Below are 23353 nucleotides of genomic sequence, written 5' to 3'. Positions count from 1 at the left end.
TTGGGGAGGAGGCGCAGTCAGACCTCGTCGGCGACGGGCGCAGCGAACTGTGCAGCGTACAACGCCTGGTACGCACCGTGCGCGGCGAGGAGTTGAACGTGGTTGCCCTGCTCCACGATGCGCCCCGATTCCATCACGAGAATCAGGTCGGCGTCACGAATCGTCGACAGGCGGTGGGCAATGACGAAGCTCGTGCGTTCGGCCCGCAGGGCGCTCATCGCCTTCTGCACGAGAACTTCGGTGCGGGTGTCCACCGAACTGGTCGCCTCATCGAGAATGAGCACGCTCGGCTGCGCCAGGAACGCGCGGGCGATGGTGAGCAACTGCATTTCGCCGGCGCTGACGTTGCTGCCCTGGTCGTCGAGCACCGTGTCGTAGCCGTCCGGCAGCGAGTGCACGAACCGGTCGACGTAGGTCGCAGTGGCGGCAGAGAGAATGTCCTCCTCCGTCGCATCCGGTCGGCCGTAGGCGATATTGTCGCGGATCGTACCGCCGAACAGCCAGGTGTCCTGGAGCACCATGCCCATGCGGCTGCGCAGGTCGTGCCGGGTCATGGTCGCGATATCGACGCCATCGAGCAGGATGCGCCCGGAGTCGATCTCGTAGAACCGCATCATGAGGTTGACCAGGGTGGTTTTGCCGGCCCCGGTGGGTCCGACGATTGCGATGGTCTGCCCGGGTTCCGCGACGAGGCTGAGCTCTTCGATCAACGGCTTGTCTTCGGTGTACCGGAACGACACGTTCTCGAAGACCAGGCGACCGTGCGTCTCCGTCGGCGTCTTTGCCGGTTCCGGATCCTCGGACTGCTCATCGGCATCGAGCAGGTCGAACATCCGTTCAGCGGATGCGACGCCAGACTGCAGCAGGTTGGCCATCGATCCGAGCTGCGCCAGCGGCTGGGTGAACTGGCGGGAGTACTGGATGAACGCCTGCACGTCACCGAGCTGCATTGCTCCGGAGGCGACCTGCAGTCCGCCGACAACGGCGATGGCGACGTAGACGAGGTTGCCGATGAAGGTCATCGCGGGCATGATCATGCCGCTGATGAACTGGGCACCAAAACTTGCCGCGTACAGGTCGTCATTCTTCTGCGTGAAGCGGGCGTCGACCTCTTTCTGCCGGCCGAACACCTTGACCAGTGCATGGCCGGTGAATGTCTCTTCGATCTGGCCGTTGAGCTCGCCCGTGTTCGCCCATTGGGCCACGAACAATTTCTGGGACCGTTTGGCGATGAACGCGGTGATCACCAGGGTGAGCGGCACCGTGACGAGCGCGATCAGAGCGAGCAGCGGCGAGAGAATGACCATCATCACGATCACGCCGATGACCGTGAGCAGGCTGGTCACCACCTGACTCAGCGACTGTTGCAGGCTCTGCGAAATGTTATCGACGTCGTTGGTCACCCGGCTGAGCAGCTCACCGCGCGGCTTCTTGTCGAAGTAGCTCAACGGCAGGCGGTTGATCTTTGCTTCGATCTCCTCGCGCAGCCGGTACACCGTGCGCTGCACCACCCCGTTGAGGACGTAAGCCTGCATCCAGCTGAACACGCTTGAGAGCACGTAGAGCGCGAGCGCCCAGAACAGCACGGTCGACAGCATCGCGAAGTCGATGCCGAGGCCAGGGGTCAGGGTCATGCCGCTGAGCATGTCCGCCTGCCTGCTGTCGCCGGATGCCCGCAGGCCCGCGATCACGTCGGCCTGGCTGCTGCCGCTCGGCAGCGACTTCGACACGACGCCGGAGAAGATCAGGTTGGTGCCTTCTCCAAGCAGACGCGGGCCGAGCACCGAGAACGTGACGCTGATGACGGCCAGGGCCAGCACGAGCGCAAGCCAGAGTCGCTCAGGACGCAGCTTGCCGAGCAGTCGTTTGCCTGACGCAGTGAAGTTCATCGATTTCTCGGCCGGCAGGCTCATTCCGCCGAAGGGGCCGCCGCCGCGCTGAGGGCGCGGGGCCGGCTGGTCGTCAGCGTGGGTCTCGCTCATGCTGTTTCCTCCGCGGTGAGCTGGGACGACACGATTTCCTGATAGGTTGTGTTCGAGTCGAGGAGTTGCTCGTGCGTTCCCCGGCCGACGATGCGACCGTCTTCAAGCACCAGGATCTGGTCGGCATCGATGATGCTCGAGACCCGCTGGGCGACGATGATCATGGTGGCATCGTCGGTGCTCTGTTTGAGGGCGAGCCGGAGTCGAGCATCCGTGGCGAGGTCGAGGGCCGAGAATGAGTCGTCGAAAATGTACAGCTCCGGCCGTTTCACCAGGGCGCGGGCGATCGCGAGGCGCTGACGCTGTCCACCAGATATGTTGGTGCCGCCCTGCGAAATCGGTGCGTCGAGGCCGCCGGCCATATCCGTGACGAATTCCCTGGCCTGGGCGATCGTGAGAGCTTGCCAGAGGTCCTCCTCTGTGGCATCGGGTTTGCCGTACAGCAGGTTGCTGCGCACCGTTCCGGAGAACAGGTAGGGCTTTTGCGGCACGAGGCCGATGTGCCCCCAGAGCAGGTCCGGATTGAGCTCGCGCACGTTGACGCCGTCAACGAGCACGGAACCGCTCGTGGCGTCGAACAGGCGCGGCAGCAGGTTGACCAGGGTGGTCTTGCCGCTGCCGGTACTACCGATGATGGCGGTGGTCTCGCCGTGGCGGGCGATGAAGCTCACGTTGCGCAGCACCGGCTGTTCGGCGCCGGGATAAGCGAATCCGACATCGAGCAGTTCAAGCTCGCCCCGGCCGACCGTCACTTGGACCGGGTTGGCCGGGGGTGTGACGCTTGATTCGGTGGCGAGTACCTCGCCGATACGATCGGCCGAGACGGCCGCACGCGGAATCATGACGGCCATGAACGTGGCCATCATGACGGCCATGAGTATCTGCATGAGATAGCTGAGGAAGGCGATGAGCGTGCCCACCTGCATCGACCCGTCTTCAATGCGGAATGCGCCAAACCAGATCACGGCCACGCTCGAGACGTTGAGTACGAGCATGACGATGGGGAACATGAGTGCCATCAGGCGCCCAGAACTCAGGGCGACGTCGGTGACGTCCTGGTTGGCCTTGGCAAACCGGGCGACCTCCTGCGTCTCCCGCACGAACGCGCGCACCACCCGAATACCGGTGAGTTGTTCCCGCAGCACCCGGTTGACCGTGTCGATGCGGGTCTGCATCGTTCGAAACAGCGGAACCATCCGCACCACGATGAGTCCCACGGCGATGAGGAGGATCGGCACGCTGACCGCGATGAGCCAGGACAACTGAACGTCCTGGCGGATCGCCATGATCACACCGCCGATGCTGAGGATGGGTGCCGAGACCAGAAGGGTGCAAGTGGTCAGCACGAGCATCTGAACCTACTGCACATCATTGGTGGAGCGGGTGATGAGGGAAGGAGCTCCGAACCGGGTGACCTCCTGCTCGGAGAATTCGCCGACCCGGCTGAACACGGCGCCGCGCAGGTCACGGCCCACCTTCATGGCGACCTTGGCACCGAAGTAGACGGCCACGATCGCGCAGATGATCTGGGCGAGGGTGATGAGCAGCATGAGTCCGCCGACGCGCAGGATGTAGCCAGTGTCACCGGTGGCTACGCCCTCGTCGATGATGTCGGCGTTCAGGGTGGGGAGAAAGAGGGAGGCGATCGATTGTGCCAGTTGAAAGACGATCACGCCCAGCAGCAGCTGCCAGTATGGACGCAGGTACCGCATGAGCAGGGACCACAGCACGTAAATCTCCTAGGGTGAGGATCAGGCGAACAGGTTCGAAATGAAGGCGACCTCGTCGGCGGAGGGCTGCCAGGACGTTGCCGCGGCCGCGTTCTGCACGATCTGTTCCGGCTTGGTGGCACCCGCGATGACGCTGGTCAGCCCTCGCTGGGCCAGCAGCCAGGCGAACGTCGCCGCCAGCATGGTGGTGCCGCGCGCGTCGCACCACTGCTGGTATTGCTCGATTTTGTCCCAGGGGGCGTCGTCGGAGAGATGCCGCCGGATCATCATGATCCGGCTGTCGGCCGGCCCGCCCTCACGGGAGAACTTGCCGGTGAAGAGCCCATTGTAAAGCGGAAAGAACGGCAGAAAGCCCAGGCCGTACGCGTTGACGGCCGGCAGCACCTCGTCTTCGGCGTCGCGCACCAGCAGGCTGTATTCGTTCTGGCTGGAGATGAACGCGGGGTGTCCGTTCATGCGGGCCGTGAACTCGGCCTCGGCGATCTGCCAACCGGCCAGGTTCGAGTGACCGATGTAACGAATCTTGCCCTCCGTGATGAGGTCGTCCAGGGTCGCCAGGGTCTCCTCGATCGGCGTGGACGGGTCGGGAACATGCAGCTGGTACAGGTCGATCCAGTCGGTCTGCAACCGTCGGAGAGACGCCTCGACGGCCAGGCGGATGTATCGGCGTGAGCCGCGAGCCCCCCAGTCCGGACCGTTCAACCCGCCCATGTCCATGCCGAACTTGGAGGCGAGCACAATCTGATCACGCTTGCCGCGTAGGGAGTGCCCCATGAGCGTTTCGCTCAAGCCGCGTTCGGCACCGTAGATATCGGCGGTGTCGAAGAGTGTCACGCCCGCTTCGATGGCCGCGTCGATGACAGCGGTCGTTCCGTCCTGACTCTCCGACGCTGTGCCGGTTCGCCCGAAATTATTACACCCAAGGCCAATCGTCGAGACGGTCAGTCCGGAGGAGCCAAGTCTGCGATATTCAATCTGAGCCATCCTTACAGACTAGGACGGCAGCCGTCTCCTGCACAGGCGCAGGTCTCCACGCGTTGGCCACCAATGTCCGAAACCCGCGAGGTGGCGTTGCGGGCGGCGGCTACAGTCGAATCATGGACAGCACCCCGAAGCAACCCTCGCGATCAACGACAGCGAACGCGCTCCTTCGCCTTCCCAGCCCGATCGGCCGGCTCGAACTGACCGCCGACGACGAGGGAATTCTCTCCCTCTCCATCGAAACCGACGGCCAGCTGCCGCTCGATGCCCGTGCAGAGATTCCCTCCCCCATGCTACGGCGGGCCGGCGATCAACTCGATGAATACTTTGCCGGAACGAGGCAGTCCTTCGACCTCCCCGTGCATCTGATCCGCGGCACCGAGTTTCAGCGCAGCGTCTGGGCCAGGCTGGCGACCCTCACGTTCGGCGATGTCATCTCCTACGGGGCACTCGGCAGTGCCATCGGCCGCGTCGGTTCCGGCCGTGCCATCGGCGGGGCGGTCGGCGCCAACCCGGTGCCGATCATCATCGGCTGCCACCGGGTGCTCGCTTCGAGCGGCCAGATCACCGGTTATAGTGCCGGCCGGGGAATCCCGACCAAGGCGTGGCTGCTCGATCACGAAGGAATCCGGCACCGGTAGCGGCGTGGCCGTGCCGGTACGCCCTAGCGACGACCGAGCGGCAGCAGGCCCAGCGCCCGCACCGCTTCGCGTTCCTCAACCAACTCGGCAACGGATGCCGCGATTTTGCTTCGCGAGAACTCGTTGCGTTCCAGCCCGGTCACGATGCGCCACTGACCATCGACCGAACGCACCGGGAACGAGCACACCAACCCGGCCGGAACATCGTAGGAGCCGTCGGAAACCACCCCGGCACTGGTCCAGTCCGAACCGCGCCCGGTCACCCAGTCAGCGACGTGGTCAATGGCCGCGTTGGCTGCGGAGGCGACCGATGATCCTCCGCGCACGGCGATGATCTCCGATCCGCGCTGGGCCACTCGCGGAATGAAAGTCTGCGCCAGCCACTGCTCGTCGACGAGGTCTCGAACCGCTCGGCCCTGGGCTGTGGCGTGGAAGACATCCGGATACTGGCTGGCAGAGTGGTTGCCCCACACGGTCAGGCCGTGGATCGTTCCGACGGCGACGTCGAGGTGGTTGGCGAGTTGTCCCACAGCCCGGTTGTGGTCGAGCCGGGTCATCGCGGTGAATCGCTCCGCCGGCACGTCGGGTGCATGCGCGGCAGCGATGAGAGCGTTGGTGTTGGCGGGGTTGCCCACCACGAGCACGCGCACATCGTCTGCGGCCCCGGCGTTGATCGCGGCGCCCTGCGGTCCGAAAATGCGACCGTTGGCTTCGAGCAGGTCGGCACGCTCCATGCCAGGCCCACGCGGCCGAGATCCGACCAGCAGCGCAATATTGACGCCGGCGAAGGCGATAGCGGGGTCATCGGTGACCGTGACCCCGCGCAGCAGATCGAAGGCGCAGTCTTCAAGTTCCAGCGCGGTACCCTCGGCGGCTTTCAGCCCCTGAGGTATTTCCAAAAGGGTCAGCCGAACCGGCGTGGTCGGCCCGAGCAACGCGCCAGCCGCTATGCGGAACAGCAGTGCGTAGCCGATCTGTCCGCCCGCTCCGGTGACGGTCACGTTGACCGGTTGCCGATGAATGGGAACGTTGACGGATGCTGCTGCGGTTGCCGATGCGGGGAAAGTGCTGGCGTCTGTACTCACGCGCCCAGCCTATCCCGCTGCGTCCTAGACCCGGGCTAGATCAGCTCCGGTGTAGATCGTCGATGACGCCGCGCGACCCGCCGACGCGAGGTGCTGCTCGACAACGAGTTCAAGCTCGCCCGCTGCGCCCGGTCCAAGGCGGATTCCGACGGATTGCGCCCAGTCGATCAACTCTGAGGTCGTGCGAAAATCGAACTCCTGCTCGAGCAGGGCCCGGGTGAATTCACCCTTGGACTTCTTATTGAAGTGATTCAGAGCGCGCTTCTGACCGTCGCCCGCGAGGGCGACGACTCGCAGATACAGCGAGTCTGGGCGCTGGGGTCGGGCACCGAGAGCTACATAGGCCTCCGAGCGGAGGTCGAGCAACAGCCCCTGAGTCTGGCCGAGCACCTTCGCAACTTCGGTGCTCCACAGCTGCTTGAGCGTGAGACTGGTCGGTGTGAGGTTCGGCACGCGCGAATCATGCGACAGTCGGTACGCCGGTATCGGGTCGAGCGCACCGACCGGCCCGAGCAGTGCGGAGTGGACGGCCAGGTGAGCGCGCGCGAACTCGCGCTGCGAGACCGTCAGGGTGGCGGCATCCAACCCGTCGAAGAGTACCCCGGTGTACCGGTCAATGACCGGCAGGGTTGGAGACGACAGCAGTTCGCGGTTGCGGTCAATCTCGAACAGCTGCGTACGGCCCAGTTTCAGGGCGGTACGGGCTTCATCCGGATGCCTGGCCAGCGCCACAACCGCGCGGGCCAGGGCCCGGCGTTTCACGTTCAGGCGAGGATGGGCGAGGACTGTGAGGTCCAGGGGTACAGCTTCGCCGCCGGAGCGTTTCGTCTCCGACGGCGGAAGCAGTATCAGCACTGGTGTTGCAGACGCGCGGGTTAGGAACCGACGAGTTCAGCCTTGCGTGCCACGATGGTGACCATGTCGTTGTCGACCGACAGGAACCCGTCCTCAGCCTTGGCGATGACCTTGGAGCCATCGGCCAGGGTAAGACGAACGTCGCCCAGCGCCAGAATCGCCAACATCGGTTCGTGACCGGCCAGGATGCCGATCTCGCCCTCGACGGTCTTGGCTACGACCATGGTCGCTTCGCCGGTCCACACCTGGTGGTCGGCCGACACAACGCTGACGGACAGCGACTTCGCCATGCTTAGTCGTTCTCCTTCTGAATCTGAGCCCACTTCTCTTCGACGTCGTTGATGCCACCGACGTTGAAGAAGGCCTGCTCAGCGACGTGGTCGAAGTCACCGTTGGCGATTGCCGTGAACGACTCGATGGTGTCCTTGAGCGGAACCGTGGAACCCTCGACACCGGTGAACTTCTTCGCCATGTAGGTGTTCTGGGAGAGGAACTGCTGAATGCGGCGGGCACGGGAAACCGTGACCTTGTCTTCTTCAGAGAGCTCGTCAACACCGAGGATCGCGATGATCTCCTGGAGTTCCTTGTTCTTCTGCAGGATCGCCTTGACGCGCACAGCCGTGTTGTAGTGATCGGCACCCAGGTAGCGGGGGTCGAGGATACGGCTGGTCGAGGTGAGCGGGTCGACGGCCGGGTAGAGGCCCTTCGACGCGATTTCACGCGACAACTCGGTCGTGGCGTCGAGGTGGGCGAAGGTGGTCGCCGGTGCCGGGTCGGTGTAGTCGTCGGCGGGGACGTAGATCGCTTGGAGGGAGGTGATCGAGTGGCCACGGGTCGACGTGATGCGCTCCTGGAGGATACCCATCTCGTCGGCCAGGTTCGGCTGGTAGCCCACGGCGGACGGCATACGGCCCAGCAGGGTCGACACCTCAGAACCGGCCTGGGTGAAGCGGAAGATGTTGTCGATGAAGAGCAAGACGTCTTGCTTCTCCACGTCGCGGAAGTACTCGGCCATGGTCAGGGCGGAGAGAGCGACGCGCAGACGCGTTCCCGGCGGCTCGTCCATCTGGCCGAACACCAGCGCGGTCTTGTCGAAGACGCCGGCTTCTTCCATCTCGGCGATGAGGTCGTTGCCCTCACGGGTACGCTCACCGACTCCGGCGAACACCGATACTCCACCGTGGTCCTGCGCTACGCGCTGGATCATTTCCTGGATGAGGACGGTCTTGCCGACTCCGGCACCACCGAACAGGCCGATCTTTCCACCGAGAACATACGGCGTGAGAAGGTCGATGACCTTGATTCCGGTTTCGAAGAGCTGAGTCTTGGACTCGAGCTGGTCGAACGCCGGCGGCTTGCGGTGGATGGGCCAGCGCTCGGTGATCTCGATCTTCTCGCCGGGCTTGGCGTTGAGCACATCGCCGATGACGTTGAAGACCTTGCCCTTGGTGACGTTTCCGACCGGAACCGTGATGGGGCTGCCGGTGTCGCGCACTTCCTGGCCGCGGACGAGTCCGTCGGTCGGGTTCAGCGCGATGGCACGAACGAGGTCGTCACCGAGGTGAAGTGCAACCTCGAGCGTGATCTCGTTCGAGTCGTCACCGATGGTGATCGTGGTCTTCAGGGCGTTGTAGATGCCGGGGATCGAGTCATGCGGAAACTCGATGTCGACGACGGGGCCCGTGACGCGCGCGATGCGGCCAACAGAGCCGGCCGTGTCCTCCGCCCGGACTGGCGCGGTTGCGGTGTCAGTCATAGCTCTCTCTTCTCTGGTCTTACTTCTTAGCGGATGAGAGCGCGTCGGCTCCACCCACGATCTCGGAAATCTGCTGGGTGATCTCGGACTGACGCGCGTTGTTGGACAGGCGGGTGTAGTCCGTGATCAGCTTGTCGGCGTTGTCGCTGGCCGACTTCATTGCCTTCTGGCGGCTCGCATGCTCAGATGCGGCCGACTGCAGCATGGCGTTGAACAGTCGACTCTCGATGTACACCGGGAGGAGGCTGTCCAGAACCGTCTCAACGTCGGGTTCGAACTCGTAGAGCGGAAGGACCTTGTTGTCACCGGGTTCTTCCACCCCCTCGACGACCTCGAGGGGAAGCAGTCGAACGACTTCGGGCACCTGGGTGACCATGCTGACGAAACGGTTGTAGACGATGTGGATCTCGTCGACGCCGCCATCGGAGAAGTCCGTAAGGAATGACTCCAGCAGTGCTTCGCCGATTTCCTTGGCCGTTTCGAACTGCGGCTGATCGGTGCCGCCGGTCCAGACTCGCTCCGACGTGCGGTTGCGAAAGCTGAAGTAGGCGATGGCCTTGCGTCCCACCAGGAAGTAGACGATGTCCTTGCCCTGGCCGCGGAGCAACTCACTGAGCGACTCAGCTTCGCGCAAAACCTGCGAGCTGAACGCGCCGGCCAGGCCTCGGTCGGAGGCGAAGATGACGACCGCTGCGCGCTCGATCTTTTCGGGCTCCGTAGTGAGCACGTGCTCGACGTTCGAGTACGTGGCCACCGCCGAGACGGCGCGCGTCACGGCGCGCGAGTACGGGGTTGACGCAGCGACCCGCGCCTGCGCTTTCTGGATGCGCGAGGCCGAGATCAGCTCCATGGCCCGAGTGATCTTCTTGGTCGTCTGGGCAGACTTGATCTTCTGCCGGTAGACCCGAAGTTGCGCTCCCATGTGTCTGCTTCCTTGTCTTTCAGTGTGGTTTCGTCAGTGGTTCTGCGTCGCGCGAATCGGCGAGGACTAGCGGCGGTGCTTGACGATCTTTTCCTGGTTGACGTCTTCGACGGCAATCGCCTCAAACTTTTCCTTGCCGACCGAGGCGAGCGGCTTGCCTTCACCGGTCTGGAATTCGAGCTTGAACTTATCGACACCGGCGGTGAGGGCTGCAACGGTCTCATCAGAGAGAACGTTGGTCTCGCGCAGGGTCTTCAGGATTTCGGTGTTGCGACCGAGGAAGTCGAGCAGTTCGCGCTCGAAACGCAGCACGTCGGGAACCGGAACCTCGTCGAGCTTGCCGTTGATGCCGGCCCAGATCGAGACGACCTGATCTTCGACGGGGTACGGCGAGTACTGCGGCTGACGCAGGAGTTCCGTCAGGCGGGCGCCACGGGCGAGCTGACGACGGCTGGCCGCGTCGAGGTCCGAGGCGAACATGGCGAAGGCTTCGAGCGAACGATACTGGGCCAGCTCGAGCTTGAGCGTGCCCGAAACCTTCTTGATCGACTTGACCTGCGCGTCGCCACCGACGCGGGAAACCGAGATGCCGACGTCAACAGCGGGGCGCTGGTTGGCGTTGAACAGGTCTGACTGCAGAAAGATCTGGCCGTCGGTGATCGAGATCACGTTGGTCGGAATGTAAGCGGCAACGTCGTTGGCCTTGGTCTCAATGATCGGAAGCCCGGTCATCGATCCGGCACCGAGCTCGTCGGAGAGCTTGGCGCACCGTTCCAGCAGACGGGAGTGCAGGTAGAACACGTCTCCGGGGTACGCTTCGCGTCCCGGCGGGCGACGCAGCAGCAGGGAGACCGCACGGTAGGCCTCGGCCTGCTTGGAGAGGTCATCGAAAACGATGAGAACGTGCTTGCCGGCGTACATCCAGTGCTGGCCGATAGCCGAACCGGTGTACGGGGCGAGGTACTTGAATCCGGCCGGGTCGGAGGCGGGAGCTGCGACGATGGTGGTGTATTCCATTGCCCCGGCGTCCTCGAGGGCACCCTTCACCGAAGCGATGGTGGAGCCCTTCTGGCCGATGGCGACGTAGATGCAACGAACCTGCTTGTTGCTGTCGCCCGACTCCCAGTTGGCCTTCTGGTTGATGATGGTGTCGATCGCGATCGCGGTCTTGCCGGTCTGGCGGTCACCGATGATCAGCTGGCGCTGGCCGCGGCCGATCGGGATCATGGCGTCGATGGCCTTGATACCGGTCTGCATCGGCTCGTGCACCGACTTGCGGCTCATGACACCGGGGGCCTGCAGCTCGAGGGCGCGGCGGCCTTCGGTGGCAATGTCGCCCAGCCCGTCGATGGGAGCGCCGAGCGGGTCGACGACACGGCCGAGGTAGCCGTCGCCGACGGGAACGGAGAGAACCTCGCCGGTGCGGTGCACCTCCATGCCCTCCACAATGCCGCCGAACTCGCCGAGTACGACAACGCCGATCTCGTCTTCATCGAGGTTCTGGGCCAGGCCCAGGGTGCCGTCGGCGAATTTGATGAGCTCGTTGGCCATCACGCCGGGCAGGCCCTCAACGTGGGCGATCCCGTCGCCGGCCGTGGTGACGTAGCCAACCTCGGTCGTTGACGTTTTGTTCGGCTCGTAGGACTTCACGAAGTCCTGGAGAGCGCCACGGATCTCATCGGGGCTGATCGTTAGTTCTGCCATCATCTTCCCTTTTCTGTACGGCTGTACAGGTTCTGTCTGTTCGAGGACGCTGCCGCCCTGAGTCATCTGGTACTGCTGGGTTTGTGGTGCTGCTGCTTCTGTCACACTGCGCCAGAATCAGCGAGCGAGCTGGAGTCTCAAATCAGCCAGGCGGGTTGCGATGCTGCCATCGATGACCAGATCGCCGATTTGTACGCGCACTCCGCCGACCAGCGCCGGGTCGACGACCTGGTTGATGGTGAGTGCACGTCCGTGGCGTTCCTGGAGATTCTTCTGCAAGCGGTCGAGCTGGGCGGGCGTGAGAACGCTCGCCGACGTGATGGTCGCGATCGAGGTTCCGGACTGGTCTGCGACGATGGCTGCTGCGTGTCGCAGCAATTCGCCGATACGGCGGCCGCGAGGCTGCTGCACCAGGTGCCGAACAATGGCGAGCGTCTGTCCGGATACCTTGCCGGCCAGAAGCTGCTCGACGAGCGCGGCCTTGGCGGTCGGCTTGCCAAGCTTGCTGGCCAGTGCGAGTTCCAGACCAGCATCTGACGACACCGTTGTACCGAAGGCGAACAATTCGTCCTCGATGGATGTGCCGGCCGGTGCTGACAGGGCGGATGCCCGCAGGCCCAGTTCTTCGATCCCGGCGAGCAGGTCGTCGTGGCTGGACCAGCGTTCGGACACGGAGGCCGCGAGCAGGTCGAGCGCCCGAGGTGTCACGCTGGTACCGAAGACGGCACGCACGAGGGTGACCTTGGCCGCAGCATCCGCTGACGCGTCGCCGAGTGCTGACAACAGCTGGGACGACGACCCGATAACTCGACCGGCGCCGAACAGGCTTTCGCCCGTCGCCAGATCAGTCGTGCCGCCGGGGACGGACAGTGCCGCCCTCGATGTGGCGAGTGCTTCTCTGGTGGCGCTTCCCATTTGCTAGATCTTTCCGGCTTTTGGTGCTTCGCTGGCTTCAAGTTCGGCCAGGAAACGATCGACAATGGCGCTGGCTTTCGCGTCGTCGGACAGGCTCTCACCGATGACGCCCGAGGCGAGGTCAATGGCAAGGGTGCCGACCTCGCTGCGAAGCGACACGACGGCAGCCTGGCGTTCGGCTTCGATCTGCGTCTTGGCACTGGCCGCGATGCGACCGGCTTCGGCCGCGGCCTGCTCCTTGTGCTCAGCGACGATGCGCTGGCCATCGGTGCGGGCCTGTTCACGAATGGCACCGGCTTCGGCACGAGCATCAGCAAGCTGGGCGGTGTACTGCACGAGTGCAGCTTCGGCCTTGCGCTGAGCGTCGTCGGCCTTGGCAATGTTGCCCTCGATGGCTTCTGCACGGTCGTCAAGAAGCTTCTGCATTCTGGGCAGCACAAGCTTCCAGAAGAAGAACAAAATCACGACAAAGCAGACCGCCGACCAGATGATGTCGTAGATCTCCGGGATGAGCGGGTTTGGCGCCGCTTCTTCCGTCGCGGCTGCAATTACTGCGTGAAGCATCATGCCTCCTAATTAAGTAGTGAAGAGGTTTAGATGCCGGTGAAAATGAAGTAGGTAGCGATACCGATGAAGGCGAGCGCCTCGGTGAAGGCGATACCGATGTACATCAGCACCTGCAGGCGCCCGGCCAGCTCAGGCTGACGAGCGACACCCTCGATGGTCTTGCCAACGACGATACCTACACCGATTGCCGGGCCGATGGCTGCGAGGCCATAACCGACGGTCGCGATGTTTCCGTTGATTTCCGCGAGAACGGTTGTTGCGTCCACGTATGTTTCCTTCCGTGATGGTGAATTCGGCGAGTGCCGGATTCCTAAAGTGTCTAGTGTTCCTCAGCCAGCGCGAGCTGGATGTAGACGGCGGTGAGTAGGGCAAAAATGTAAGCCTGGAGGACGGCGATCAGCACTTCGAAGAGCGTGAAGGCGAAGCCGAAGACGAGGGTGCCAGCGCCGAAGAGCTTGAACCCACCATCCGCAGTGAAGAAGAAGAACTGGGTAGCGCTGAAGAACAGCACGAGCAGGAGGTGTCCGACGATCATGTTCATCATCAGTCGGAGCGTGAGAGTGACCGGTCGCACCAGAAACGTCGAGATGAATTCGATCGGCGTCACGATGAGGTACAGGAACGGAGGAACTCCGGGCGGAAAGAGTGAGTTGCGGAAGAACTTAGCCGGGCTCTTCTTGACGCCGGCGTAGATGAACGTTCCGTAGGAGATCACGCCGAGCAGCAGTGGTACCCCGATCACCGAGGTGCCGGCGATGTTGAGGAACGGAATAATACCCGTGATGTTCATGAACAACACCATGAAGAAGATGGTCGTCAAAAGCGGCAGAAAACGTTTGCCGTCTTTCTTACCGAGCAGGTCTTCGGCGATGTTGACGCGAACGAAGTCGAGTCCCATTTCGGCCAGGCTCTGGCCGCGGGTCGGAATGATCTTCATGCGGCGAGTACCAAGCCAGAAGGCCAACATCAGCACCGCGACCGCGAGAAAGCGAATCAGGATGATGCGGTTGATTTCGAAGCTGGTGCCCGCGAAGAAGATTACATTGGGGAAGAACTCATTGATGGAGGGACCGTGAAATTCACCGTCGCCGGTGGCAGACGGGACCATCAGGTTTACGGCGATTTCTAGCAGCGCTTTCTCCTGTTTCGGGGCGGTGAGCTCTGCTCGCGCAACGACGATTATGGGCAGGTTTACGACGCTGTAAAGCATGTGCAAACCGGGGTGGGATCGGTGTTTACTCTAGCAAAGATCAGGCGCTGCACCGAATCGAGAGCGGGATCCGTGGGTGGATGGGCCGAAGGGTTACTCGTCTACCGGGGCGGGGGGCAATACGACGTCGCTGGCGTAGGGCATCCGGCTCTTCATCACGACGACGGCATCGACCACGAGGGATCCCACGACGCCGGCGATGATGCATAAGAACAGCACCATGGGCTCGATCCACGCACGGTCCTGCAACACGAAAAGCAGTACCAGGAACACGACGAATTTGAGCAGCCAGCCGCCCATGATGATGCCGAAGAAGCCGCCGATCGCCGATTCGTTGCCGGCAACCCGATTGGCCAGCAGGATACTGCCGGCCGTGATACCCATGAAAGCGACGGACATGATCGTTCCGATCAGGGCACTGAGCACCCCGGTGCCACCGTCCACGAAATAGCCGATGACGGAACCGACGACGGCTATTCCGAGTGCGACCCAGCCGCCGTAGATCAGGATGCGACGCAGCACCGGGATGGACGTGGCCTGGGCAGGTGGTGGGGTGGCGCTGGTCATACGTTCTCCTCGGCAGGGGCCGCCGCAGGGGCGGTCGCTCGTGTCGGTGTTGGGGCGGGGGTGGCGGGAGTAGCGGCTTCGTCGAGCGGGTCGAACCGGTCGAGCACAGCGATCTGTGCCGGCGCTGACTGACTGACCCATTCACCGGTTTTGCGGCGGCCGAGCGGCGCGAGAGTGACGATCGTACAGATGAGCAGCGAGGTCACCAGGAAGATGGTGGCGTACCAGGTCGGCAGCCCGAAATAGACCGGCAGGATGTAATACAGCAGACACCCAACGGACGCTGCGGCCGTCCACCCGTAGAAGATCAGCACGGCATGCAGGTGGGAGTGTCCCATATCGAGCAGTCGGTGATGCAGGTGTTTTCGGTCGGCGCTGAAGGGCGATTTACCGGCCCGTACCCGCCGGAATACGGCCAGCCCGAAGTCGAGCAGGGGAATAATCATGATGGCCACCGGCAGCAGGATGGGTATGAACGCCGGAAAGAGCTGCGAGCGATTGATCGCGGTCGGGTCGATCTGGCCGGTGATGGCGATCGCGCTTGTGGCCATGAGCAGACCGACCAGCAGTGCACCGGCGTCGCCCATGAACATTTTGGCCGGGTGCCAGTTCAACGGCAGGAACCCCACGCACGCGCCGACCAGAATGGCGGCGATGAGCGAGGCGAGGTTGAAGTAGTTGGTCGGCGACGTGTCCCGCACGAGCAGGTAGCTGTAGAGAAAGAACACCCCGTTGGCGATCAGGGCAACGCCCGTGACGAGGCCGTCGAGACCGTCGATGAAGTTGATCATGTTCATGACCACCACGATGGCGACGACCGTGAACACGATCGACATCCAGCCGCTGCCGACCGTGAGCCCGCCGATCGGAAGGGAGTAGATCTGCACGCCCTGCCAGGCGACCAGCCCGGCGGCGATGAACTGGCCGGCGAGTTTGGTCATCCAGTCCAGGTCCCAGATGTCGTCGGCGACACCGACCAGCACGATGAGCAGGGCTGCGCCGAGGATCGCGAGAATCTGCTGCGGATCGGCGAACACCAGCCGAAGCGGCGCGAACGCCCCCGCGATGAGGTAGGCGACCCCGAAGGCCACCAGGATGCCGAGGAACATGGCGATGCCGCCGAGACGCGGCGTAGGGCGGGTGTGCACGTCGCGTTCGCGAATTTTCGGGTACAGGCGGTACTTGTGGCTGAGTTTGTAGACCACGATCGACAGCACGAACGTGACGATCGCCGTGACGAGCGCGAGCAAAAAGAAAAGGGTCATGGGCTACCGACCGGCATCCGTTTCGCCTGCGGTCTCAGCCGGCGCTTTCGTCGAGGCTTCGTCCTGGGACGGGGCGGCGATCGTGGGGGTCGCATCCGCTTCACTCGGTTCTGCCGGTACTCCGGGGATGGCCGGTGCGGCCGCGAGAACGTCGCCGACGACCGCCGCGATCGATTCTCGGGAGATGACGCCGCTGCGCACGATGTGCAGAAAATTGCCGTTGGTTTCGAAGCCGGAGGCGTCGACGATCGTCGATGAGCCGTCGCCGGGCTGGCCGAACACGCTCTCATAGGTACTGCCGGCGGTTCCGCCGTCAAGGTAGACCTCGACGCTCTCGCCGAGCGCCGCTTCGGCCGCCTGGGCATCACGGGTGGCGGGCATTCCGCTGAGGTTGGCGCTCGACACGGCCAGTGGCCCCGTTGCGGCGAGCAGATCGAGCGCGATCTGATTGCTCGGCATGCGCAGCGCCACGGTGCCGCGCGTCTCGCCGAGATCCCAAACCAGTGACGGCTGGGCGTTGACGATGACCGTCAGTCCGCCCGGCCAGAACGCCGCGACGAGGTCGCGCACCGGCTGCGGCACGTCGACGGCGAGAGCGTCGAGGGTTGGGATTCCGGGAATGAGAACGGGTGGCGGCGACTGCCGACTGCGGCCTTTGGCGTTGAGGAGAAGCTGCACGGCCTCGGCGTTGAAAGCGTCGGCCGCAACGCCGTAGACCGTGTCGGTGGGGATGACGACGAGCGCTCCGCGGCCGATGGCCGTGCGCGCCAGAGCGATGTGCGCCTGGTATTCCGAGTGGCTCGTGTTCGACTCGCTCGTGCAATCGTAGATACGTGTCATTTCCGGCAATTCTAACCCAGCGCGGTTGTGAAGAACGGATGCGAGCGCACGCACCCGCGAAAGTCCGCTCAGGGGTGCAGTGCGGTGGTGGCCCGATCGCGGCTGGTGTAGTCGCGGTGCGTGGCCGAAGCCCGCCAGCCATCGGCGGTCAGCAGCGCGCGAATGTCTACTCCCTGCAGTTCACCGTGTTCGATCACGAGCACACCGCCGGGACGCAGCAGGCGGAGGCCCGTGGCCGAGACGCTGCGCACGACGTCGAGGCCGTCCGGGCCTCCGAAGAGGGCGTGGGCGGGGTCGAACAGGCGCACCTCCGGGTCGCGCGGGATCGCATCCGCTGGAATGTATGGCGGGTTCGAGATGACGACGGCGACCGTGCCGTCGAGTTCCACGAAGGCATTGGCGAGGTCGCCGAAGGCGAGAGTCGCGTTGCCGGCAGCGATCTCCTCGAAGTTGCGCACGGTCCAGGGGAAGGCTTCGGCCGAATTTTCAATCGCGAAGATGCGCGCGTGCGGCACCTCGGTGGCGAGGGCCAGGGCGATCGCGCCGCTCCCGGTGCCGAGATCGACACCGATCGGCTCCGGATCGGGCATGGACCGCAACGCGTCGATGGCGAACTGGGCGACCTGCTCGGTTTCGGGCCGCGGCACGAAGACGCCAGGGCCCACGTTCAGGGACAGGGAGCGGAACGGGGCACGTCCGGTGATGTGCTGAAGAGGTTCGCGTGTGCTGCGGCGAGCGAGCAGGGTGTCGATCGCTGCGGCATCCGCTTGGCTGACCGGTCGATTCAGGATGCTGCCAGCTTGCACTTCGCCGCGACTCTGGCCGAGCACGTGGCCGATCAGTAGGTCGGAGTCGACCTCGGGGTCAGTCACCCCGGCCGAAGTGAGCGCTCGGATGGCTCGGTTGCGCAGGTCGGTCACGGTGGAGGGCAGGGCAGAATCTGAAGAAGGCACGTAGTGAAATGTAACGCACCAACCCGTTTTCGGCCGGGCAACCTAGGCTGGAGCTGGCCCACCCGCCCAAGCCAGTCGAATTCAGCCGAATTTCACCGAATGAAAGTTGCCCTCGTGCCTAAGATCTATTCCGATATCACCGAAGCCGTCGGTGGGACCCCCCTCGTCAAACTGAACCGTTTGACCAACGGCCTCGGCGCGACCGTGCTCGCGAAGCTCGAGTTCTATAATCCGTCCAGCAGCGTCAAGGACCGCATCGGCGTTGCCATCATCAATGCCGCCGAGAAGGACGGCTCCCTGAAGCCGGGCGGAACCATCGTTGAAGCCACCAGCGGCAACACGGGCATCGCCCTCGCCATGGTCGGTGCTGCCCGCGGCTACACCGTCATTCTCGCTATGCCCGAGACGATGAGCAAGGAACGTCGCGTCATGATGCGCGCCTACGGCGCCGAAATCGTGCTGACCGCTGGTGCCGATGGCATGCGCGGGGCCGTTGAGAAGGCCGCCGAGATCGTCGCGAACACGCCCGGTGCGGTGTTGGCCAGCCAGTTCACCAACCCGGCCAACCCGGCGATCCACCGTGCCACCACCGGCGTGGAGATCTGGAACGACACCGACGGTGCCGTCGACATCCTCGTTGCCGGCATCGGCACCGGCGGCACCATCTCTGGCGCCGGCGGGTACCTGAAGGAGCAGAAGCCGGGCCTCACGGTCGTCGGCGTCGAGCCGATCGACTCCCCCATTCTCACCGGCGGCAAGCCCGGCCCGCACAAGATCCAGGGCCTCGGCGCGAACTTCGTACCGGAGACGCTCGACCGTCAGGTCTACGACTCGATCACTGATGTGACCCTGGCCGACTCGCTCGCCACGGCCCGCGCACTCGGCACCGACGAGGGCATCCTCGGCGGCATCTCCGGCGGCGCCGCGGTCTGGGCCGCGCTCGAGCAGGCGAAATTGCCCGAGAACGCCGGCAAGACCATCGTCGTCATCGTTCCCGGCTTCGGTGAACGGTACATTTCAACGGTGCTGTACGAAGACCTGCTGGACTAAGAGATCACTGCCTGCCCGCACATGAATCCCCTGTCTTGACTGTGTTCTCGCGCCTCCGCGAAGATATCGCGGCTGCGCGCACCCACGACCCCGCCGCACGCAGCAATGCCGAGGTTTTTCTGGCTTACAGCGGCCTGCACGCGGTCTGGTCGTATCGGGTCGCCAATCGCCTGTGGCGTGCCGGGCTGCGCTTGCCCGCACGCCTGCTGTCGCAGGTGACCCGGTTTCTGACCGGGATTGAGATTCATCCGGGAGCGACAATCGGGCGCCGACTGTTCATCGACCACGGCATGGGTGTCGTAATCGGTGAGACGGCCGTGCTCGGCGACGATGTGATGCTATATCACGCGGTGACGTTGGGCGGCAAGAGCCGTCACGGGCATGCGCGGGGCGTGCGGCGGCATCCGTTTCTGGATGACGGTGTGACGGTCGGGGCTGGCGCCAAGGTGCTCGGCCCGATCACCATCGGGGCGTGGAGCACGATCGGCTCGAATGCCGTCGTGACCAAGTCGGCCCCGCCGCGGTCGCTGCTGGTGGGGGTGCCGGCCACCATTCGCCCGCAATCTCCCGAAACGGTGGAGTCCGCACGCGGCGGCACCCTCGAGCCCGAGTACTACCTCTAAGAAAACGACCGGGCCCGGGCCCGGTTAGGTTGAGGCGGGTGCTACTCGGGGTCGCCGAGCTCGGCCAGGCGGGTTTCCTCGTCGGCATGGATGCAGGAGTCGATGACGGGGCCGAGGGCGCCGTTCATGACGGCGTCGAGGTTGTACGCCTTGTAGCCGGTGCGGTGATCGGCGATGCGGTTCTCGGGAAAGTTGTACGTGCGGATGCGCTCCGAGCGATCCATCGTACGAATCTGCCCCTTGCGCACGAGCGACGCCGCCGCGTCGATTTCTTCCTGCTGGCGGGCCAGCACCCGGGCACGCAGCACGCGCATTCCGGCTTCCTTGTTCTGCAGCTGTGATTTCTCATTCTGCATCGCGACCACGATTCCGGTGGGAAGGTGGGTGATGCGCACGGCGGAGTCGGTCGTGTTCACGGACTGGCCACCGGGCCCGCTCGAGCGGTACACGTCGATCTTGAGGTCGTTCGGGTGCAGTTCGACCTCTTCAGGCTCGTCGACCTCGGGGAAGACGAGCACGCCGGCCGCCGAGGTGTGGATGCGTCCCTGAGATTCAGTCGCTGGCACCCGCTGAACGCGGTGCACGCCTCCCTCATATTTCAGGTGCGCCCATACGCCCTCGGCCGGGTCGCTCGAATTGCCCTTGATCGCGAGCTGGATGTCTTTAATGCCACCGAGGTCGCTTGAGGTCTGCTCGATGATCTCGGTCTTCCAGCGGTTGGACTCGGCATAGTGCAGGTACATGCGCAGCAGATCAGCGGCGAACAGCGCCGACTCGGCACCGCCCTCCCCCATCTTGATCTCCATGATCACGTCGCGGGCGTCGAGTTCGTCGCGCGGGATCAGCAGACGTCGCAGCTTTTCAGCCGTAACGTCGAGTTGTTCCACGAGATCCGGGATCTCCTCGGCAAAGGCAGCATCTTCGTCGGCGAGCTCACGAGCGGCCTCGAGGTTATCGTCGACCTCTTTCCACTCGTGGTAGGCCGCGATGATGCGGCTCAACTCGGCATAACGCCGGTTGACCTTCTTCGAGCGGGCCGGATTCGCGTGCAGCTCCGGATCCGCCAACTGCGACTGCAGGTCGTCGTGCTCGGCCAGCAGCGTGAGGACGGATTCGAACATTACTTGTCCTTGTCTGACCCGTTCAGGGTCGGCATCGACTTCTGAACCTGCATGAGGAATTCAACGTTCGACGAGGTCTCCTTGAGACGGCCGAGGATGAGTTCGAGCGCCTGCTGCTGCTCGAGCCCGGCGAGGGCGCGGCGCAGCTTCCAAGTCACTTTCACTTCATCGGCGCTCATCAGCATTTCTTCGCGTCGGGTGCCCGATGCGTTCACGTCGACGGCGGGGAAGATGCGCTTGTCGGCGAGTTGGCGCGACAGACGTAATTCCATGTTGCCGGTGCCCTTGAACTCCTCGAAGATGACCTCGTCCATTTTGGAACCGGTCTCCACGAGCGCGGAGGCGAGAATGGTGAGCGAGCCACCGTTCTCGATGTTGCGCGCCGCACCGAAGAAACGCTTCGGCGGATACAGAGCGGATGCGTCGACGCCGCCGGAGAGGATACGACCCGAGGCCGGGGCCACGAGGTTGTAGGCCCGGCCGAGGCGGGTGATCGAGTCGAGCAGCACGACAACGTCGTGGCCCAGCTCAACCAGACGCTTGGCGCGCTCGATGGCGAGCTCGGCGACAACGGTGTGGTCCTCGGCCGGCCGGTCGAAGGTGGAGGCGATGACCTCACCCTTCACCGTGCGCTGCATGTCGGTGACCTCTTCGGGGCGCTCGTCGACCAGAACGACCATGAGGTGGACCTCGGGGTTGTTGGTGGCGATGGCGTTGGCGATCTGCTGCATCACGATGGTCTTGCCAGCCTTGGGCGGCGCCACGATCAGGCCGCGCTGGCCCTTGCCGATCGGAGCGACGAGGTCGATGATGCGCTGGGTGAGCTTGCCAGGCTCGGTTTCGAGGCGCAGGCGTTCCGTCGGGTACAGCGGGGTCAGTTTGTGGAAGTCGACGCGGGTGGCGGCTTCTTCGACGGTCTGGCCGTTGATCGAGTCGACCTTGACGATGGCGTTGTACTTCTGACGCCCGGACTGGTCGCCCTCGTGCGGCTGACGGATGGAGCCGACGACGGCGTCACCCTTGCGCAGGTTGTACTTCTTGACCTGGCCGAGCGAGACGTAGACGTCGCTCGCACCGGGCAGGTAGCCGGAGGTGCGCACGAAGGCGTAGTTGTCGAGCACGTCGAGGATGCCGGCGACCGGAATGAGAACGTCGTCGTCGTTGACCTCGGGTTCGAAGTCATCGCCCTGGTTCGGGCCGCGACGCTTGCGGTCACGGTACCGGTTGCGGTTGCCGCGGCCGTTCAGATCATCGTCGAGCCGGTCGGGACCCTGGTTACGGTCCTGGTTACGGTCAGGGCCACGGTCGTTCTGGCCCTGGTTGCGGTCCTGGCCACGATCATTCTGACCCTGGTTGCGGTCCTGGCCACGATCATTCTGACCCTGGTTGCGATCGGCCTGCGCCTGAGCACGCTCCTGATTGCGTTCCTGGTTGCGTTCGTTGCGCGCCTGACGCTGGCTCTGCGCCCGCGTCATGCCCTCATCGTTGGTGCCGTTCTGGCCCCGGTCGTTCTGTCGATCAGCGGCCGGAACGTTCTCGCCCTGGTTGCGGTCGGCACCCTGCGCGCGGTCACCACCGCGGCTGCGGCTGCGGCTGCGGCCCTGACGGGGGGCGCCGGAGTCGGTCCCGTCGTCGGTTGCGGTGTCGGTTGCGGTGTCGGTTGCGGCATCGGTTGCTTCGGCCGGTGCCTCGACGGCATCGGTGACTGCGACCTCGACGACTACGTCGTCAGCGGCCGCGGACTCGACCGGCGCGGATTCGACGGGCGCGACGGCGTTGCGTTGTGAGGAGGCACGGCGGGACGGACGTCGGGTGGCCGGCGCGGCATCGACCAAGGGCTCGATGGATACATCAGCATCAACGGGCAAGTCGGCGGTTTCGGCGACCACGGCAGCCGCGTCGACGACCTGAACCGGCGCCACCTGCACGCGCTTGCGTGCCTGGTGAACGGGCCTGTCAGCATCCGCTGTGGTGGGGGCAGCGTCATCGACAGCGCCGGTGGAGGTCACAGCGCCGGTGGAGGTCACAGCGCCGGTGGAGGTTACAGCGCCGCGAGCGTTGCGCGCGATGCGGGACCCGGCGGCCGGGGCGTCGGGCAGGATGATGCCGAATCCGGTGCTGGCGTCGGCATTGACGTGGGACTTGGCTGGTGCGGCGGTGCTGGTGCTGGCACGACGCGGTGCACGCTTGCGCGGGGCTGTTTCGATTGCCTCGGCGAGGCTCTCGATCGGTGCGGCCACAGCCACGGGCGACGCCTCGGCTATCGGAGCGGCCTCAGCGACCGGAGCAGCTTCGACGGGAGCAGCGATGCTGGTGTCGGCCTGTGCCGTTTCGATTGCGTCCACGAGTTCTCCTTTACGAAGTTTGGAAGCGCCGGGGATTTTCAGTTCGAGGGCCAGAGCCTGAAGCTCTGACACGCGAAGGGTACTCAGGCGGGGAAGTTCCGAGCCAGTGGCGCGGAGGTTGACATCAGTCACGAAGGGGGGTCCTTTCCCCTGCCGAACAAAAATTCAGGCCAGGAGAGATGTATGCAGCGACGAATGCGCTGCGGGTGATCCAATCCGACAAATGGAGGGGATTGGTGTA

Annotated in this window: 21 protein-coding genes and 1 pseudogene; 3 read left to right on the top strand and 19 right to left on the bottom strand. The window is 64.1% G+C overall.

Annotated features, from left to right (window positions below; genetic code table 11):
- Nucleotides 1-17 precede the first annotated feature (17 nt).
- From E3O25_RS06605 to E3O25_RS06595, 3 genes and pseudogenes are all read right to left on the bottom strand, one after another.
- The gene (locus E3O25_RS06605) at nt 18-1982 is read right to left on the bottom strand and encodes an ABC transporter ATP-binding protein (RefSeq protein ID WP_092109419.1); all 1965 of its coding nucleotides are present in this window, start codon (nt 1980-1982) and stop codon (nt 18-20) included.
- Nucleotides 1979-3712: pseudogene (locus tag E3O25_RS06600) on the bottom strand (ABC transporter ATP-binding protein). Before E3O25_RS06600 ends, E3O25_RS06605 begins: the two are co-directional and overlap by 4 nt.
- Before the next feature lie 21 nt (nt 3713-3733).
- Nucleotides 3734-4696, bottom strand: a complete 963-nt coding sequence (locus E3O25_RS06595) for an aldo/keto reductase (protein ID WP_092109414.1) — start codon at nt 4694-4696, stop codon at nt 3734-3736.
- Between the two features lie 113 nt (nt 4697-4809).
- Here E3O25_RS06595 and E3O25_RS06590 point away from each other — a divergent pair, with 113 nt between their 5' ends.
- The gene (locus E3O25_RS06590; RefSeq protein ID WP_134360773.1) at nt 4810-5334 is read left to right on the top strand and encodes a methylated-DNA--[protein]-cysteine S-methyltransferase; all 525 of its coding nucleotides are present in this window, start codon (nt 4810-4812) and stop codon (nt 5332-5334) included.
- A gap of 23 nt (nt 5335-5357) precedes the next feature.
- Here the strand turns inward: E3O25_RS06590 and E3O25_RS06585 are convergent, their stop codons facing one another.
- From E3O25_RS06585 to prmC, 14 genes are all read right to left on the bottom strand, one after another.
- Nucleotides 5358-6356: a malate dehydrogenase gene (locus E3O25_RS06585; protein WP_134360797.1), complete on the bottom strand. Its 999-nt coding sequence runs from the start codon at nt 6354-6356 to the stop codon at nt 5358-5360.
- A gap of 87 nt (nt 6357-6443) precedes the next feature.
- A complete protein-coding gene (locus E3O25_RS06580; RefSeq protein ID WP_134360772.1) occupies nt 6444-7274 on the bottom strand; it encodes a YaaA family protein in 831 nt (276 codons plus the stop codon).
- A gap of 20 nt (nt 7275-7294) precedes the next feature.
- Entirely contained in the window at nt 7295-7564 is a 270-nt protein-coding gene (locus E3O25_RS06575; protein WP_134360771.1) for a F0F1 ATP synthase subunit epsilon, read from the bottom strand.
- Nucleotides 7565-7566: 2 nt separating this feature from the next.
- The gene (gene atpD, locus E3O25_RS06570; RefSeq protein ID WP_092109402.1) at nt 7567-9030 is read right to left on the bottom strand and encodes a F0F1 ATP synthase subunit beta; all 1464 of its coding nucleotides are present in this window, start codon (nt 9028-9030) and stop codon (nt 7567-7569) included.
- A gap of 19 nt (nt 9031-9049) precedes the next feature.
- The gene (locus tag E3O25_RS06565; protein ID WP_134360770.1) at nt 9050-9952 is read right to left on the bottom strand and encodes a F0F1 ATP synthase subunit gamma; all 903 of its coding nucleotides are present in this window, start codon (nt 9950-9952) and stop codon (nt 9050-9052) included.
- A 66-nt stretch (nt 9953-10018) separates the two neighbouring features.
- A complete protein-coding gene (atpA, locus tag E3O25_RS06560) occupies nt 10019-11656 on the bottom strand; it encodes a F0F1 ATP synthase subunit alpha (RefSeq protein ID WP_092109631.1) in 1638 nt (545 codons plus the stop codon).
- A gap of 117 nt (nt 11657-11773) precedes the next feature.
- A complete protein-coding gene (locus E3O25_RS06555) occupies nt 11774-12571 on the bottom strand; it encodes a F0F1 ATP synthase subunit delta (RefSeq protein ID WP_092109397.1) in 798 nt (265 codons plus the stop codon).
- Between the two features lie 3 nt (nt 12572-12574).
- Complete coding sequence (locus E3O25_RS06550) at nt 12575-13135, bottom strand: F0F1 ATP synthase subunit B (protein ID WP_092109628.1); 561 nt, start codon at nt 13133-13135, stop codon at nt 12575-12577.
- Nucleotides 13136-13164: 29 nt separating this feature from the next.
- A complete protein-coding gene (gene atpE, locus E3O25_RS06545; protein ID WP_092109394.1) occupies nt 13165-13404 on the bottom strand; it encodes an ATP synthase F0 subunit C in 240 nt (79 codons plus the stop codon).
- Nucleotides 13405-13457: 53 nt separating this feature from the next.
- Nucleotides 13458-14246, bottom strand: a complete 789-nt coding sequence (atpB, locus tag E3O25_RS06540; protein WP_241988524.1) for a F0F1 ATP synthase subunit A — start codon at nt 14244-14246, stop codon at nt 13458-13460.
- A gap of 195 nt (nt 14247-14441) precedes the next feature.
- Nucleotides 14442-14915 carry a hypothetical protein gene (locus E3O25_RS06535; RefSeq protein WP_092109388.1) on the bottom strand — a complete coding sequence of 158 codons (474 nt, stop codon included), beginning with the start codon at nt 14913-14915 and terminating at the stop codon, nt 14442-14444.
- Nucleotides 14912-16180 (bottom strand): MraY family glycosyltransferase, encoded by a 1269-nt coding sequence (locus tag E3O25_RS06530; protein WP_134360768.1) that lies wholly within the window; start codon nt 16178-16180, stop codon nt 14912-14914. Before E3O25_RS06530 ends, E3O25_RS06535 begins: the two co-directional genes overlap by 4 nt.
- 3 nt (nt 16181-16183) lie before the next feature.
- Nucleotides 16184-17020, bottom strand: coding sequence for an L-threonylcarbamoyladenylate synthase (locus E3O25_RS06525; RefSeq protein ID WP_134360767.1), 837 nt, complete (start codon nt 17018-17020; stop codon nt 16184-16186).
- 68 nt (nt 17021-17088) lie between these two features.
- Nucleotides 17089-17973 carry a peptide chain release factor N(5)-glutamine methyltransferase gene (gene prmC / locus E3O25_RS06520; protein WP_092109381.1) on the bottom strand — a complete coding sequence of 295 codons (885 nt, stop codon included), beginning with the start codon at nt 17971-17973 and terminating at the stop codon, nt 17089-17091.
- A gap of 114 nt (nt 17974-18087) precedes the next feature.
- On the opposite strand from prmC, the gene cysK reads away from it, so the two are divergent.
- Nucleotides 18088-19023: a cysteine synthase A gene (gene cysK / locus E3O25_RS06515; protein WP_174721713.1), complete on the top strand. Its 936-nt coding sequence runs from the start codon at nt 18088-18090 to the stop codon at nt 19021-19023.
- A 35-nt stretch (nt 19024-19058) separates the two neighbouring features.
- Nucleotides 19059-19646 carry a serine O-acetyltransferase EpsC gene (gene epsC / locus E3O25_RS06510; protein WP_092109376.1) on the top strand — a complete coding sequence of 196 codons (588 nt, stop codon included), beginning with the start codon at nt 19059-19061 and terminating at the stop codon, nt 19644-19646.
- Nucleotides 19647-19687: 41 nt separating this feature from the next.
- Here epsC and prfA read toward each other — a convergent pair whose 3' ends face one another.
- Nucleotides 19688-20767: a peptide chain release factor 1 gene (prfA, locus tag E3O25_RS06505; protein WP_092109373.1), complete on the bottom strand. Its 1080-nt coding sequence runs from the start codon at nt 20765-20767 to the stop codon at nt 19688-19690.
- On the bottom strand, nt 20767-23244 hold the full coding sequence (rho, locus tag E3O25_RS06500; protein ID WP_134360766.1) for a transcription termination factor Rho: 2478 nt from the start codon (nt 23242-23244) through the stop codon (nt 20767-20769). The genes prfA and rho overlap by 1 nt, the downstream gene beginning before the upstream one ends.
- Nucleotides 23245-23353: the final 109 nt, after the last annotated feature.

The sequence above is a fragment of the Cryobacterium sp. TMT1-3 genome, from assembly GCF_004402315.1.
Taxonomy (GTDB): Bacteria; Actinomycetota; Actinomycetes; order Actinomycetales; family Microbacteriaceae; genus Cryobacterium; species Cryobacterium luteum.
Note: the sequence above shows the minus strand (reverse complement) of the source record. Positions and strands in the feature narration are given on the sequence as shown.

Excerpts from the sequence above, each read along its gene's own strand:
- E3O25_RS06535 (WP_092109388.1), bottom strand. The coding sequence starts at position 14,915 with ATGACCAGCGCCACCCCACCACCTGCCCAGGCCACGTCCATCCCGGTG.
- E3O25_RS06575 (WP_134360771.1), bottom strand. The coding sequence starts at position 7,564 with ATGGCGAAGTCGCTGTCCGTCAGCGTTGTGTCGGCCGACCACCAGGTG.
- prfA (WP_092109373.1), bottom strand. The coding sequence starts at position 20,767 with ATGTTCGAATCCGTCCTCACGCTGCTGGCCGAGCACGACGACCTGCAG.
- atpB (WP_241988524.1), bottom strand. The coding sequence starts at position 14,246 with ATGGTCCCGTCTGCCACCGGCGACGGTGAATTTCACGGTCCCTCCATC.
- E3O25_RS06605 (WP_092109419.1), bottom strand. The coding sequence starts at position 1,982 with ATGAGCGAGACCCACGCTGACGACCAGCCGGCCCCGCGCCCTCAGCGC.
- E3O25_RS06590 (WP_134360773.1), top strand. The coding sequence starts at position 4,810 with ATGGACAGCACCCCGAAGCAACCCTCGCGATCAACGACAGCGAACGCG.
- E3O25_RS06595 (WP_092109414.1), bottom strand. The coding sequence starts at position 4,696 with ATGGCTCAGATTGAATATCGCAGACTTGGCTCCTCCGGACTGACCGTC.
- E3O25_RS06565 (WP_134360770.1), bottom strand. The coding sequence starts at position 9,952 with ATGGGAGCGCAACTTCGGGTCTACCGGCAGAAGATCAAGTCTGCCCAG.
- E3O25_RS06530 (WP_134360768.1), bottom strand. The coding sequence starts at position 16,180 with ATGACCCTTTTCTTTTTGCTCGCGCTCGTCACGGCGATCGTCACGTTC.
- atpA (WP_092109631.1), bottom strand. The coding sequence starts at position 11,656 with ATGGCAGAACTAACGATCAGCCCCGATGAGATCCGTGGCGCTCTCCAG.
- E3O25_RS06525 (WP_134360767.1), bottom strand. The coding sequence starts at position 17,020 with ATGACACGTATCTACGATTGCACGAGCGAGTCGAACACGAGCCACTCG.
- E3O25_RS06550 (WP_092109628.1), bottom strand. The coding sequence starts at position 13,135 with ATGCTTCACGCAGTAATTGCAGCCGCGACGGAAGAAGCGGCGCCAAAC.
- E3O25_RS06555 (WP_092109397.1), bottom strand. The coding sequence starts at position 12,571 with ATGGGAAGCGCCACCAGAGAAGCACTCGCCACATCGAGGGCGGCACTG.
- atpD (WP_092109402.1), bottom strand. The coding sequence starts at position 9,030 with ATGACTGACACCGCAACCGCGCCAGTCCGGGCGGAGGACACGGCCGGC.